15 protein-coding genes, 1 tRNA gene and 1 pseudogene are annotated in these 14,868 nt (G+C 46.2%); 7 read left to right on the forward strand and 10 right to left on the reverse strand.

Annotation, left to right across the window (positions count from 1 at the left end):
- The 7 genes and pseudogenes from OGX92_RS21500 to ykfI all read left to right on the forward strand — a co-directional run.
- On the forward strand, positions 1–63 hold a 63-nt coding region (locus OGX92_RS21500), incomplete at its 5' end, for an IS1 family transposase (RefSeq protein ID WP_071603212.1).
- A gap of 358 nt (positions 64–421) precedes the next feature.
- Positions 422–514 (forward strand): annotated as a pseudogene (locus OGX92_RS23515) (DUF905 family protein); the annotation flags it as partial.
- A gap of 112 nt (positions 515–626) precedes the next feature.
- Positions 627–1,088, forward strand: a complete 462-nt coding sequence (locus OGX92_RS21510; RefSeq protein WP_003031344.1) for an antirestriction protein — start codon at positions 627–629, stop codon at positions 1,086–1,088.
- 15 nt (positions 1,089–1,103) lie between these two features.
- Complete coding sequence (locus OGX92_RS21515; protein WP_003031345.1) at positions 1,104–1,580, forward strand: JAB domain-containing protein; 477 nt, start codon at positions 1,104–1,106, stop codon at positions 1,578–1,580.
- A gap of 8 nt (positions 1,581–1,588) precedes the next feature.
- Positions 1,589–1,810, forward strand: a complete 222-nt coding sequence (locus tag OGX92_RS21520; RefSeq protein WP_003031346.1) for a DUF987 domain-containing protein — start codon at positions 1,589–1,591, stop codon at positions 1,808–1,810.
- A gap of 17 nt (positions 1,811–1,827) precedes the next feature.
- Positions 1,828–2,145: a type IV toxin-antitoxin system YeeU family antitoxin gene (locus tag OGX92_RS21525; protein WP_003031347.1), complete on the forward strand. Its 318-nt coding sequence runs from the start codon at positions 1,828–1,830 to the stop codon at positions 2,143–2,145.
- A 20-nt stretch (positions 2,146–2,165) separates the two neighbouring features.
- Positions 2,166–2,507: a type IV toxin-antitoxin system toxin YkfI gene (ykfI, locus tag OGX92_RS21530; RefSeq protein ID WP_003031349.1), complete on the forward strand. Its 342-nt coding sequence runs from the start codon at positions 2,166–2,168 to the stop codon at positions 2,505–2,507.
- Positions 2,508–2,896: 389 nt separating this feature from the next.
- Here the strand turns inward: ykfI and OGX92_RS21535 are convergent.
- The 10 genes from OGX92_RS21535 to proA form a co-directional block, all read right to left on the reverse strand.
- Positions 2,897–2,972, reverse strand: a tRNA-Thr gene (locus OGX92_RS21535).
- Positions 2,973–3,137: 165 nt separating this feature from the next.
- Positions 3,138–3,602 (reverse strand): methyltransferase family protein, encoded by a 465-nt coding sequence (locus tag OGX92_RS21540; protein ID WP_164563096.1) that lies wholly within the window; start codon positions 3,600–3,602, stop codon positions 3,138–3,140.
- Positions 3,603–3,867: 265 nt separating this feature from the next.
- On the reverse strand, positions 3,868–5,316 hold the full coding sequence (locus OGX92_RS21545) for an EAL domain-containing protein (RefSeq protein WP_286587035.1): 1,449 nt from the start codon (positions 5,314–5,316) through the stop codon (positions 3,868–3,870).
- A 517-nt stretch (positions 5,317–5,833) separates the two neighbouring features.
- Positions 5,834–6,529 (reverse strand): fimbrial biogenesis chaperone, encoded by a 696-nt coding sequence (locus OGX92_RS21550; protein WP_126319144.1) that lies wholly within the window; start codon positions 6,527–6,529, stop codon positions 5,834–5,836.
- Positions 6,526–8,142, reverse strand: coding sequence for a fimbrial adhesin EcpD family protein (locus OGX92_RS21555; RefSeq protein ID WP_286587036.1), 1,617 nt, complete (start codon positions 8,140–8,142; stop codon positions 6,526–6,528). Before OGX92_RS21555 ends, OGX92_RS21550 begins: the two co-directional genes overlap by 4 nt.
- A 4-nt stretch (positions 8,143–8,146) precedes the next feature.
- Positions 8,147–10,639: a CS1-pili formation C-terminal domain-containing protein gene (locus OGX92_RS21560; RefSeq protein WP_206159796.1), complete on the reverse strand. Its 2,493-nt coding sequence runs from the start codon at positions 10,637–10,639 to the stop codon at positions 8,147–8,149.
- A gap of 58 nt (positions 10,640–10,697) precedes the next feature.
- Positions 10,698–11,375, reverse strand: a complete 678-nt coding sequence (locus OGX92_RS21565) for an EcpB family pilus assembly chaperone (protein ID WP_003830836.1) — start codon at positions 11,373–11,375, stop codon at positions 10,698–10,700.
- Between the two features lie 52 nt (positions 11,376–11,427).
- On the reverse strand, positions 11,428–12,015 hold the full coding sequence (ecpA, locus tag OGX92_RS21570; protein WP_193135077.1) for a common pilus major fimbrillin subunit EcpA: 588 nt from the start codon (positions 12,013–12,015) through the stop codon (positions 11,428–11,430).
- A gap of 598 nt (positions 12,016–12,613) precedes the next feature.
- On the reverse strand, positions 12,614–13,333 hold the full coding sequence (locus tag OGX92_RS21575; protein WP_126319150.1) for a Crp/Fnr family transcriptional regulator: 720 nt from the start codon (positions 13,331–13,333) through the stop codon (positions 12,614–12,616).
- A 278-nt stretch (positions 13,334–13,611) separates the two neighbouring features.
- Positions 13,612–14,862 carry a glutamate-5-semialdehyde dehydrogenase gene (gene proA / locus OGX92_RS21580; protein WP_286587037.1) on the reverse strand — a complete coding sequence of 417 codons (1,251 nt, stop codon included), beginning with the start codon at positions 14,860–14,862 and terminating at the stop codon, positions 13,612–13,614.
- Between the last annotated feature and the right edge of the window lie 6 nt (positions 14,863–14,868).

Genomic DNA, 14,868 nt, shown 5'->3' on the forward strand with positions numbered 1-14,868 from the left:
AAATCGGTGGAGCTGCATGACAAAGTCATCGGGCATTATCTGAACATAAAACACTATCAATAAGTTGGAGTCATTACCTGCCACTTCTTGGGTATTTAATTTGCATATTCTGTACCAGAGCTGGGATATACGTTAAGTGAAGTATATTAGACACGAATTACCAGCTTCTGCTTTTGGCACAAAACGGCCTATCAGCATTATAAAAATATTCAGATATATATCATTCCTCTGAACATACACAACTAACGGCAGAATCTCACGATTCTGCCGCTTTTTTATTATTTTTCAGGGGGGGAGTAATGAATAATTCTGAAGGTTTGAAGTCGTTTCACTAATCGCTTTATGACCTACCGTAGTGGGTATCGGCTGATTGCGCAGCAGGGCCATTAGTTCCTGCCAGTATCACCGGCGTTAACATTGAAGACGACTAGGGCAGGCATGGAACTTTGAACCGGATGCCGGTGAAGGTCTTAACCGCTATACCCGCAAGCCAGGCATCTGTACGGACGTATCCATCTGCTGGCTCCGCATGATTTACCAGCAACATTTAATCTTCCCGAACACTCATTATTACCGCATACGCCAGCCGTCGCCGCTGGCGTTTTTTTATTGACGGAGACATACCCATGACAACAGCGACAAAAAACAACCTCGCATCTGCTGCTAACGAATCCGAATTTGAACTGACCGTAACGCAGATACCCGACGAACAGCGTATCTGCTTCTGGCCGCAGTACTTTGGCTCTATCCCACAATGGATAACGCTGGAACCCCGCATTTTCGCCTGGATGGACCGCTTCTGTGACGAGTACAACAGTGGTATCTGGTCCTTTTACACGCTCAGCAATGGCGGCGCGTTTATGGCCCCTGATGCTGACGTTGACGATAAATGGCATCTGTTCAACGGTATGAACGGCAATGGCGCGGACATGAGTGCTGAAGCCGCAGGCATTGCTGTCTGCCTGATTGAATACAGCCATCACGCCTGCCGTACAGAGTGTGACGCAATGACCGCGCACTATTACCGCCTGCGGGACTATGCCCTGCAGCATTCTGAAGCCCACGCCATTTTGCGTATCATTGACTGACCGGAGGAGCAACGAATGAAACAGCTTTCCTTTTTACCCGGCGAGATAACGCCACAGGACCGGCGTCTCATTCAGCGGGCGCTCAGGGCTCTGGAGCGGCACCTGCATGAGCCTGGGGTAGCCTTCACCTCCACTCATGCCGTCCGGGAGTGGTTGCGGCTGCATATGGCCGCGCTTGAACGGGAAGAGTTCCGGGTGCTGTATCTGAACCAGCAGAACCAGTTGATTGCCCACGAAACCCTGTTTGCCGGTTCTATTAGCAGTACCGAGGTACATCCCCGCGAGGTGGTCAAGCGCGCTCTGTACTTCAACGCGGCAGCGGTAATACTGGCGCATAACCATCCTTCCGGCGAGACGACGCCCAGCCAGGCTGACAAAGCCCTCACGCAGCGACTGGTTCAGGTACTTCAACTGGTGGATATCCGTGTCCCTGACCATCTGATTGTCGGCGGCAGGCAAATCTATTCGTTCGCAGAACACGGTCTGCTGTGAGGTATTACATGAAAATTATCAGTAAACGCCGGGCAATGACGATATACCGCCAGCATCCTGAGTCCCGAATCTTTCGTTTCTGCACCGGCAAATACCAGTGGCACGGTAGCGTCTGCCATTACACCGGCAGGGACGTTCCGGATATCACAGGAGTCCTGGCGGTATACGCCGAACGCCGCCAGGACCGCGAGGGGCCTTATGCCTGCCTGATGAGCATCACCCTGAACTGACAATAAAGAGGTTATCAATGAGCAAAATCACATGGGGTCTGCAGCGTGATATCACGCCACGTCTGGGAGCCCGTCTGGTGCAGGAAGGCAACCGACTGCATTATCTGGCTGACCGGGCCAGCATGACCGGCAAGTTCAGTGACATCGAATACCGGAAGCTGGATGAAACATTCCCGCACTTTATCCGCCAGATGGAATCGATGCTGACCACTGGTGAACTCAGCACCCACCATGCCCACTGCGTTACCCTGTACCACAACGATTTAACCTGCGAAGCCGACACCCTTGGCAGTTGCGGCTACGTATACATCGCCATTTACCCCACTCAGCGTTAATTACCTTCACGAGAGCAAACATGAAAACTTTACCTGCAACAACTCAGCGGGCGGTGAAGCCCTGCCTGTCACCCGTGGCTGTCTGGCAAATGTTACTGACACGTCTGCTGGAACAGCACTATGGTCTGACAATAAACGACACGCCATTCTGCAATGAGGCTGTGATTAAGGAACACATCGATGCCGGTATCACCCTAGCCGATGCCGTGAATTTTCTGGTAGAAAAATACGAGCTGGTTCGTATAGACAGGAAGGGATTTAGCTGGCAGGAACAATCTCCTTATCTCCGGGCTGTAGACATTCTGCGAGCGCGGCAGGCAACTGGCTTGTTGCGGCAAAGCCGTAACAACGTAGTACGATGAACATTGCGTACAACCTTCCCGATTTACATTTCTGAACTTCCTCCCTTGTTTACCTATTGCGTAATGCGCCTGCTACTACCCGGCGGGCGCGTTATCTTTTTACGGACAAACAATCATGCAACCAGAAGTTGAAGTATTAACCGATCATAATGAGCTAATTTGTTCGAGCTTTATTGAACACATTGCCAACACATTAAATTTAGGAGTGGTGTAGACATGGACAACTAAACCTGCAGCCACGGATGTATAGTGAGCGAAGCCCTATCAGGCCTTTTTGGTCAGTAGATAAGATTGATCTTCGTTGATAGAATTTACTTACACCAGCTGTTACATGAAAATAATTTTTTGGTGGGAGAATGATAAGATCTTACGTAAGAATTTGATTTTAATGGTGCCGATAATAGGAGTCGAACCTACGACCTTCGCATTACGAATGCGCTGCTCTACCAACTGAGCTATATCGGCCCTGATAAGGACGTGCCCATGAATGTGAACACGGGGTAGAAGGTTAAAACTAACCGGACTGTGCGTCAATGGCCTTGCGAATCAAACGCCTATTTTTGCATCATCCGGATTCAATTACGCACAAATCGTGTCGTCACAGGCTTCCTGGTACGCGGCAAGGGAATTCTATAACCAGCGGCGAACACGCTGCTCATAGCGTATCCATTCCGGCCCGAAATGTTTTCGTAGTTGTTCCTCTTCAAAATCAATATGTAATCTGGCAACCACCTGCATAAACAGCGGTGCAGCCAATATTCCAATCAAGCTACCGACGTAAAGAGCAAAAGCTAACTGAAGTCCACTCATTCCAAGATAGATTGGATTGCGGCTCCAGGCGTAACATCCGTCAGTAACAAGCGTGGTCGATTTCTCTGCATGCAGTGGGTTTAGCGTCGTACGTTTCTTCCGCATCTGCCACGCGGTATGCAGTATCATCGCCAGACTGACGCTAGCCAACAATGCACTTATCACGATAGTCACCGCGCCAAATGTGAAACGCGGTATCGCCGTCAACGCATCCGCGATGAGGAATAATAACAGGATGAGAGGTGGTGGAAGCCAGACTCTTAATTTTGTCAGGAAAGGACGCATGGCTACGGGCAAACCTCAGTACCTGTTTGATTAACGCTGATATCACTATAAATACCCCGTTTATGATACATAAACAAACGGTGCACACCTCACTATAGGACTTTTTACTTAATCAGACAGACAGGCAGCGATGCAAAGACGCCCATACCAGAGGCGTCTGCCCCTGGTGTTCAGGAAAAAATCATGCTGCAGGCTATGTCAGCTCAGAGCACATACTCGTTTAAAGGTTTTACCCTTCATATGTAATAACCGTGTCAAAAAGGAATTACGTAGATAAAGGTGAATCCGACGCTGACTCAAACAAATCTACTGACTGCTGGTAATACCGGATAAAATCATTAAATGTCACTGGCGGTAGAAACTGATACCCCTGCAGATAGTCAACATTATTTTTTCCCAGCCATTGTTGCTGATAGTCATTTTCAACACCCTCTGCCACCGTACGTAACCCCAGAAGTCCTGAAAGGTGAGTAATTGACTCGAGCATAGGGATATATTGATCAACCTCTTTAATTTCCTTAATGAAGCTTTTATCAATTTTGATTACATCCAGGTCTAACTCATTGAGATAGCAGAGATTAGCGTATCCAGTACCAAAATCATCCAAAGCAAACAATACACCTTTATTTCGCAACGAGCGAATAAGTTCTTTGATTGCAGGAGTAATCGTGAACGTCTGGTTCTCTGTTATCTCTATCATCAATTTTATCGGAAGACCTTGCGTTATCTCCATAAAATTAAGACATTCCCAATAGAATACAGGATTATTTAAACCTGACGGACTGACATTAAAAGAAACGAACAGAGTTTTATTAATACTCGCGCCTCCAGAGACCAGATTGCGCGCAACAGCGGTCATTAAATAGCTAGTTAACTCATTGATTAAACCACTTTTTTCAGCCAATGAAATAAACTCTCGCTGAGAAATAGCATAGTTATGTCCCTGTGGCCAACGAGCCAATACCTCAACTCCACAAACGTCGCCCCTGATATTCACGATGGGCTGAAAATAAGGAATGATCTCCTCATTCCTTATTGCCATACTCAGTCTACTAGTATCCGAAACATCATATGCGTCAGTGTAAACTGCATCCCCACTCACATTATTATTGATTATAGAACCTTCATTTAATAAATTATTTCGGGTTAAAAAGATAACAGTTTCATTAAAATTGGAAAAGCCGAGGCGAGCAGTAATTTTATCCCGATATCGATACACTGACTTAATTGTTAGCGAATTAGCAATACAGAAATCATGCAGTTTTTCTTTTGTGAATGATGAATACAGCATTTCTTCTTCAAATTCAGTCAAGTTAAAAGTAAATATCGGTGAATCTTTATTGACTTCCACAACTTTGTTAGGTGCCAATAAACTCTCTTTTAATTGAGCGATCAACTGCTCCGACAATTCCCCCCCATTGATAAAGGCATATTCTTCATATCCCCGATTAACTGGCAGGGTTTCGCACATCCGCAGAACAATACAGTGTATGTTGATGAACTGTGTACTGTTTCTCTGAAGCCATTTTTTGACCAATAATAATGGCAACCGGTTATCGATCACCAGCAAGCAGGACGGATATTGTGACATAACTGACTGCGTGCCAGAAATAAATGTCCGTGCATCGATCAATACCAGATTTGGTAACCATGCTTTTATTCCTGAAAAAAGGAAAGTATCATAACTGAGCAGAAAAATTTTTTTCGTATTCATAGTTATCACCAACTTGAATTTATGGCATAGCAGGTCCCTCGCTCTATTCACGAGAGAATATACAACACCTTCGACCTCCAATAATCATAAGGCGATTCGTGATAAAACTTTATCCATAAGCCATATCACGTAAATTCAGAATTTATAATCACAGTTATCCATATGAGTATTCTCATCACACCGTAAGTTCCATTTAAAAATTGAAAAAGAAAAAACTCCATTTCTTAATCAGTACAAATCCCTTTACTCACTTTCACTTCATTACAAAACAAAAAGCTATAAATACAAAATTTACAAAACATATAACTACAGTGACCAACAGAATAACATATTACCGTAGTTTATGCTGACCGACAAACTAAGAGAGGATGTCGTAGATCTTCTATTCATAAACATTTCCGGCAATATGCACGACATATTGTTTCATCGACTCTAAACTTAATGCTACGTTTTATAAAGCTAGTGACAGTATAGGTCCAATATATAATCTGGGCATATTGGCTCAGACCCAACACCTCTAATGATTAATTTTTGAGCAACCCTGACCCACGGGTAAATATTTCTGTAACGCTACGATAAATTTCCGGTTTTTTGTTTTCAACTCACTACTATGCCAGGTTTCCCCCGGTAACACATAACGCATGGTGGCTTCATCATCAGTTGAGTGACACCCCTGGTGTACAATAATTTTGAAAAAAGTATTCCCTGTGTTTTTCAACGTCCCGTTTATCTCATCAATGGTGTAGGCCAGGTTCATTTTCCTCGGACGAACGACCAATATGGTATCCATAGCGATCACCGGGAGAGCCTGTCCGCCTTTCCCTAGATTACGTTCGGTAAACAGCGTTATCGGCATTTCACGAAACAGTATTCGGTAATAGCGTTCTTTATCATCCTGCGGGCCACGATAGAAAATCTTAAAAAACTCACTTGCCTGCGGTGCCAGTGAAAAACTGAGCGGAGTAAACAAAAGTTCGCCTTCGGCAATAGCACTTCTGTTTTCACCTCCCGGTCCCGGTTTATCTATTTTAACTGCGCTAATACTGTACACGTTCTGTTTCTGGCTATCGTTATAGATTCGTTTACTGATAAATGATTTATCCGATGGCATCTCATAAATAGTCGACTCCAGGTAGACGGCCTGAGCGGAGAACACCGTTAGCCCGGAAAGCAAGACCAATATCCATCTTAGCGCCAAACGACAGTGGCTCATGGCGTCACTCCCACCCAATTCGCCGTCACTTTTATCTCTCCGCTGGCACTGACAACACCTTCCCAATCCGCACCGGAAACGGTCAACATCGAACGCGAATCATTCATTGGGAAAAGCAATTTTAAATCAGTCGCAAAGTAGCTTCCATCATCTGTATTATTTGCGTCCCAGGGCGTCTGTTGCCATTGCGCATCTCTCATGCTGATCGCCGCTTCACTACAGCTATTTCGTTTCTGTACCACGCCACCCGATTGACTGTTGTACTGAAGAAAGGCGGGAATTGGGACAGCTAACCCACCTTGCGTAGAGGTGAACAGGCAATAAGGCACATTGTTTATCGTCGTACTTTCCCCAATAACTTGTGCGGTAATGCTATCAGCCTGACGAGGCCCCGAAACCGTCACGGTGTAATCCATCTCAATCGGAGCAGTCTCGCCAATTGTGCCGCTGCCGCTTGCCGAGGTGCTGTTATCCGATGAGATAATACTGATCCCATATTCCTTTGGCACAATATTGAGCTGTAGCGAAGGGGTAAACTGGTAGTGTCCTGACTCTGGTGTTAAGCCATTATAAAAACCGAAGGTAAACGGCTGACTGTTGGTAATGCTGATCCCTGAATCAACAAGCTTCTTCAAAAATGCTTTTGACAGAAAAATATAAATGTATTCTCCAGATGTCGTAAAAACGTTGTAATAAGCAGTTGAAGTACCATAGTTATACCAGTTTGCACCATTCCCGGAGTATTTCACGGTGGCCGCTCCGGGCGTAAAACCAAGCATCGCCGTGTCGACAAAAGCGCGAAACGTCAAGGAGGCGGTCAGATTGGCCGTTTGTTGCAAGTTATAGCTCACCATTTTGCAAATCACACCGTCAGTACCGCCAACCACGCCAAGTTCACAATAACCAGAGTCTTTGGTGATGCTCGGCGTACCATCGCTGGCAACCCAAAGCTCCTGAAATGCGTTAGTCGAGACAAGTGACAGATGACCGCGTTTAGTTAACGTGTAATTGACGTAATTCCATGATCCTGTCGATTGGTCTTTGCACCGTTGCCCGGAAGAATAATCATAATTTACAGAAGTATAACAGCGGTTGAACACATAGGTTTCGCTGCTACCGGTTGGCACATTGCGGAAGTACTCATAAGCAGTATCGGTCAGGGAAGCGAATCCGTAGGCGCCACCAATAACGCCTGCGACAGAGCCGACCTGCGCATGATAAAAACCGTTTTTGTCAGCGCCCAATCCGGCAATAAACCCGGTTGATGGGCATTGAGTGCCACTATAACAACGGATTCCCCGGAAAGGCCCGTTAATCGGGGAGTTATCAATCCACATGTCCTGATAATAATATCCAGGCGCAGTCCAGCCGACAAAACCTAAATACCCGAGACTGACCTGAGAGGTACCGTATTTTATCCACGCATTTGACCCGCTGAAACGCGGATCAAGTGCCGATGGGGTAATAAAGTATTCACTATCAATGGCATTTTCGATAAACAAATAGTTATTACTGACTGATCCCGAAGAGATTGCATTCAACGCCAACGCAGGCACAGGTGAAAAACTCCCTACGGCACAGATTACAGTAGCTAATTTAATCAATACTTTCATTTTATTACCTCTGTGCCATCGTGGTTTGCGTTGCACATTTCACATCACCAACCCACGCTGCACCGCGTGCTTTTTCCAAATCAAGATCGGCTTCGCATATGCTGCCATTGGCTGAAATTAACGTGATGACCGGATATTTTTTATCGATATCGATAGCAAACTCACCCTTTTCATCCGTACGCGTTTTACCGATGTGGTTATGGATATCGGTATTTGCAGCCAATTGTCCATCGGGATAACGAATGCGACCGAATACGGTGACCATGCTTTTCACTTCAGGGTTGATAACACCCACGTTACCCGGATATAGCGTCAACTCCTGTTTGCGTCCTGAAACAATATCGAAGCTGTCCTCAGAATTTTTATCATTGAGGATTTCCAGCTTGTACTGAGCATAGGGCGGCAGTGCAATGAAATTTGATTTACCGCTGAGAAGATAATTGCGGTTATTAATCTTCGCAGCCAGTTTCCCCTCGCCGGTCAAATCTGTTTTTACGATAACGCCAGAACGCTGCCTCTCTTTACTCAGACCGAAGTCTTTACCAGCCCACGCCAGAGAACCTTGGGAAGAGAAGTTCATATTGGTGGAATTGTCAGCAGAACGCGTTACCGATACGGTGCCGGCGTTATATTTCGTGTCATAACTCAAATTGCCGTTTACCGAATAATTATTGTCATAATACTGTTCGCCGCTCAGACGCGTTGATGCCGATAATCCGACCGATTTAATCGGCCCTTCAGCATACTGTTTTCGTGCACTGAGATTACCCTGGGTACTACCATAGCGATCTCGGGAGACGCCCATGCTCAACCAGGTCGCCAACGGCAACGATAAGTCCAGGCTGACATAACGTTCCTGTCGCCCATCGTCATTTCGGTTGTTGTAGTAATAACGCTGAATACCTGCACGCAACCCAACCGTGGCATACCTGCCTGAATAAAGGGTCGTGTTGTAATCCAGATTACGGTATTTATTGCCTGAGTAACGATTCTCCGTCTGGCTCACGGTGAGCGAGCCGCCATGAGGAATAAACTTTCCAAGGTTAAGAGTTCCGCCAATGGAATAGTTATCACGTTCCTGCATGGGCAAGCGATCGCCAATTTTACTGTCTTCACGAGATGCCCAAAGGGAACCATATCCTTCAGGGACATTGAGATTGATGTTACTGATGTTTCGCCATGATGAATCGTTCGCTACCAACATCTGATTGCCAATACTGACGTATTCATTCACATTCAGCGTGACATCCGTTTCATTAACCGCATTGTTGTCAAAACCGTAGATCGTTGATTTCAGGCCCAGCCCCGACAATATCGCCAGCGTCACCGATGCGGCCCCCCCGGCAATCCAGGTCTGCTCATTACCCAAATCCTGATAGTGGTTACGCTTATAGCTCACCCGATCATAATCCAGCGAACCACCAAAAAACTGCCATGAGAGCTGATCAACTCCAGCAGCTTGTTGGCGAGCAAAGATCTTATTAACCCGGCTGACACGACTATTAATTGTCCGCCCATTGACCACGATATCTACCGTGACGTCGTAAACACCATACGGAAAGCGACTGGTATCAATTTCATAGCTGCCCATATTAAAGTTCTGCACGCTGAGTAAACGTCCATCGCGGAAGACATGAACCTCACCAGCGGCTGGCAAAAATACGGTAATCGGCGTGAGTGAAAGCGCGGTATTCTCAACAACCGTACTTCCTTTGTTCCCGTAGCTCACACCGTAAATTTTCCCACCATTCAGCGCATTCAGGCTGGCAATAGACTGGACATTCCATGTATCAAGCATCCCCAGCGCCAGTCGATACCCTTCATAATCGCGCTCATACATCGCACGATAAAGTTTACTGGTACCATTGCTGTCACCGATGCCGTAAAACGAACCGTTAACATTAATGTGGTGCTCCCGCAGCGATGTTGTATTGTCCATCGTCAGATAGCTGCGGGTACTGCTGCCATTTCGGTAATCGTTGTAGTAGGTACCAAAGTTGTAGTTCAGGACGTTAGACAGAGTTTCAACGCTGGAAGGTCCAAGCAAGCTACTGCGCGCGACAATCGCTTCAGTTAACGCATCTTTGCTGACAATCATCTCCAGGTGAAATGATGAGACATTAAGTTGAAGTCGAGCATCATCTGACAGTTCAATATTCGTATTATCGTGAAACTTTACATCACGGATTTTTTCCACTAACGCACGGGTTTTCTCGGATAACACAGCATTATTGGGCAATTCAGCAAGAGTCAGTGCTTTAACTGTAATATTGCCATCAACAAGCGAAATCACCGCATCGGCAATTTTTTGCTGACTTTTCTCATCAGTCTCGTTGTAACGTATATATACCGGCACCGTCATTCCCTGCTCCAGTGAACGGGCGAAAGCACTGGGAATAACGTAATTACCCACTTTTACTGGGGCTGCATGTGAAGTTCCTGGTGTCAGCGCAAGAAAAAGACAAATGCTACCGCCAACAATATATGTTGTTGTCATATGCATCCTTACAATCCGGTATTTTTATTTATCCCGTACAGATGGCTGCTATTGACCATCACTTCACTGTAATAAACTGCTTACCGTGCCAGATACCGATGCGTGAGCGGCTATTACTAATGTCGGTGAACTGCAGTTTTATTTTTGTACCTGGCATAATGTAATAACGTTCACGACAGCCCCGTCCCTGATCGCGAGCATTATCTTTGCAAGCTCCATAGGCGATTACTCGAAATGAAACATTGCCAGTATTGCTAATAACATCACCATTACGGCTATATTCAAAACGCTCTTTTCGCGGCGCAACGACCAAAATCGTGCCAATTTCTGCTGACGCTGTCGCAACAGCCAATTTATTGGCCCGGGTTTCCGCGCTCTCGGTGACCGGCTCATCTATCCATTGCAGACGATAATAACGCTCGACATCATCAACTGGCCCTTTATAAAAGAAGCGAAAAACATCCTTTGCCTGACCAGGCAGAATTAGATTGGCAGGCGTAGAGAGTAATTCCCCGGAATTAACGGGTTTTATTTCGACTCCGCCCGCTAAAGGTGATGACAGTTGTTTTACCGATACGCTGACATAACGAGCCGAATCTGTCGTATTAGTGATTTCTTTCGATAATGAACTCTCAGTAGAAGTCATTATCGACGTGATATCACCGACGTTAATTGCCCAGCTGGAAAAAGAGATTACCAACCCTACCAACATTGCTGCCGGTAAATATTTATTCATGACACCATTCCTGATAAATTCGGGAGAATTTCTCCTCCCGAACCTTTATTTATTAGGCGGACGGAGTCGTCCAGGTTGCATTGAACTGTACTTTTACATCACCAGTCCAATAGCCGTCTGGCAGCGCAGAGTAATCCGTTACCGGCGTGCTACCATCAGAAGTCGCAGACGCAATGGTGAATTTGAAGTTAGATTGATCGCTGACGCGATCAGCACCGTTGTAAGCGCCATCAGCCATCAGGGTTTCAAGACCAGAAGTCGAGCTGGAATTTACCAGGACAGTATCTGATGAATTAGTCAACGCGGTGCCATTCCATGCCACCCCTACGTTCAGGGTAGACGCATCGCCACTGGCGTTGGTCAGAGTATTGCTAATAATCTGAGCGGTCAGTTCAAAATCAGTTGCCGTTTCCTGGCCCTGAATAGTCACATCAAACGCGCCATCCTGGGAGTTGAAGCCATTAAGACCTTCCGCATACTGGAAAGTCAAAGAGTTCAACGGAGTGACGACCAACATGCTGGTGGTATCTTTTGTTGCCGTCGCATCCCACGAGGCCGTTGCAGAAGCAGTGACATCTGCCATTGCATTTGCCGCAACAAATACAGACGCCAGAGAGGTCACTAATAATAATTTTTTCATTTTTATCTTCTCCTAAGAACATACTCACCACCGAGTCTTATTATTAAGTCACTCCAGCGGTTCCATTAATTGCGAGCCAGAATTGCCGCGCCCAAAAATTATCATTTGAATTAAGTAACATCTCAACAAACCCTGAAACGCAAAAATTACAAAAAGACTAAGAATTTTCCCACTAAAACGATAATATAAGAAGTTTCCTAAGTTTAATTTACTTAAATAACACCATGAATCAGAACTATCACCCAAATAAATAAGATAAATCAAACAATTCATCTTTTTTATGTTTTTGATAAATATCAAAAAGATCATACAAATATCACGAGAGCAAAACCCTTACAAAACATAAAGATAATTAACACCTCCATAGTTTCTCTATAATGCTTATTATTTGTTGCAATTATGCTAAATTTTTAACGCCGCAAGAAAATTCTCATGATATATCCATTTGCGCGGGAATATTCTTATAAAAAAATCATTCACCTACAGAAACTACATTCTAATTGATAATTATTTAACAAAATTAAAACCAGGAATTTTCCATATAAAATGAATATTCCTGGCTTATCAGGAGAGATAATGATTATCGTTAAATAGAAAATTAGATAAAACGTTTTAAACCAAGATAACTATTAATTGTTACGGTACGTACCCTATGTAAGGTAATCAGATTCTGCTGTTCAAGTGATTTTAATGAGCGGCTAACGGTTTCAATTTTAAGATCGAGATAACTGGCAATTTCGTCCCGAGAAAATGGCAAGCGAAGCGTCGTTTCTGGCCTGCCGATGCGCAAATGCATCTCGTAAAATTCCACCAGGAAAGCCGCGATCCTAGCCTCAGCATGTTTATTCGCATAGCGCCGCAGTTTTTCAACAATGAATCCATTGTCCCTGCAGAGAAACTTGATGACTGCGGCAGCAACCGAAGGCTCCTTCTCTGCTACCTTGAACAACCGCGCAATATCAATGTGGCAAACCTCCGCAGCCGTTGCCGCCTTAATCGTTGTCAGGTACTTCCCCCCTTCGACAGCATCCAGCGCCATGATATCTCCCGGAACATAAAAGCGGCTGATAAAAACGTTATCGCCACATTCCACGCTGGACTTGCAGTACCCCTCATGGATAACAAAAAGCATATCCGCGGTTTCATCCTGTCGGGCGAGTATCTCCCCAGCTTTAAACCGCCTTCTTTTGTCTATTAATTTGTATTGATTATTACGATCAATCGCCGCTCCCTTTGGGCACAGCGAACAATGACGGGGAGGAAACGGGTTGCCAAGCGGCACAACAGGAATGCTAAGTTTGTGAATATCCGATTTCACGCAACAACTCCTCATAAAAATGAGATTGATTCTAATAGATCGGGCCATAGGAACAATACGTGAAACGAAGACCAGGAAAATTTATGCAGGCAGGGAAAATTCTGTGATACGCCGCCTTTCTGGCGCCAGAGAATGCATAGGTCAGAACCAGACTGGTGCGGATGATGTTAAAAACACAGGATAAAAAATACGGCAGCGGGATGAAGGTTAGAATTAACTGGGTGATGCCTTAATAGCCTTTTAAATCAGATGGCTATTATTGCATCACCCAGTTTCAATTATGCACGAACCGTGTCGTCACCGAAGCCAATCCACTTATATGTGGTCAGTGCTTCCAGTCCCATTGGGCCACGTGCGTGCAGTTTTTGCGTGCTCACCGCCACTTCCGCACCCAGTCCGAACTGGCCGCCATCGGTAAAACGAGTAGAGGCGTTTACATACACGGCAGAAGAGTCCACTTCATTCACGAAACGGTTGGCGTTGCTGAGCGTGCGCGTCAGTATGGCGTCCGAGTGCTGGGTGCCGTGTTCGCGAATATGGGCGATAGCGCCATCCATATTTTCGACCACCACAACATTCAGATCCAGAGACAGAAACTCGTTATCCAGCTCTTCCGGTTTCAGTGACACCAGTTTGGCAGGGCCATGCAGTACCTGCATCACGATTTCATCACCGTGCAGCGTAACACCGCTATCCGCCATCTTTTGGCTTAACGCAGGCAGAAAATGCTCAGCAATATCCTGATGCACCAGCAGAGTTTCTACGGTGTTACAGGTGCTTGGACGCTGCGTTTTGGCGTTAACGATAATCTTCAGGGCCGGGGCGATCTCCGCGGTATCATCAACATAAATATGGCATACGCCAATGCCACCGGTGATGACCGGGATAGTCGACTGCTCACGGCACAGCTTATGCAGGCCCGAGCCACCGCGAGGGATCAGCATATCGATGTACTTATCCATCCGCAGCATTTCAGCGACCAACGCGCGGTCCGGGTTATCAATTGACTGTACGGCAGCCGCGGGTAAACCGCAGGCTTCCAGCGCCTTTTGGATAACAGCCACGGTCGCCGCGTTGGTCCGGTAGGTCTCTTTCCCACCGCGCAGAATCACCGCATTGCCGGTTTTCAGGCACAGGGAGGCAACGTCAACGGTGACGTTTGGACGCGCTTCATAAATCACGCCAATCACGCCCAGCGGGACGCGACGACGCTCCAGACGCAGACCGCTATCCAGCAGGCCGCCGTCAATCACCTGCCCTACCGGGTCGGCAAGATTACAGACCTGGCGCACATCGTCAGCAATCGCTTTCAGACGTGCCGGCGTCAGCGCCAGGCGGTCGAGCATCGCTTCGCTCAGGCCGTTGGCTCGCGCCTGCTCAACATCTTGTATGTTCGCGCTGAGGATGCTTTCCGTTTGCGCTTCCAGCTCATCAGCAATGGTTTCCAGTACGCGATTTTTTTCGCGACTGGAGAGCAGCGCCAGCTTGTATGACGCGGCTTTGGCAGCAATGCCCATTTGTTCCAGCATATGCCT

The organism is Citrobacter sp. Cpo089 (genome assembly GCF_030332695.1).
Classification (GTDB): domain Bacteria; phylum Pseudomonadota; class Gammaproteobacteria; order Enterobacterales; family Enterobacteriaceae; genus Citrobacter; species Citrobacter portucalensis.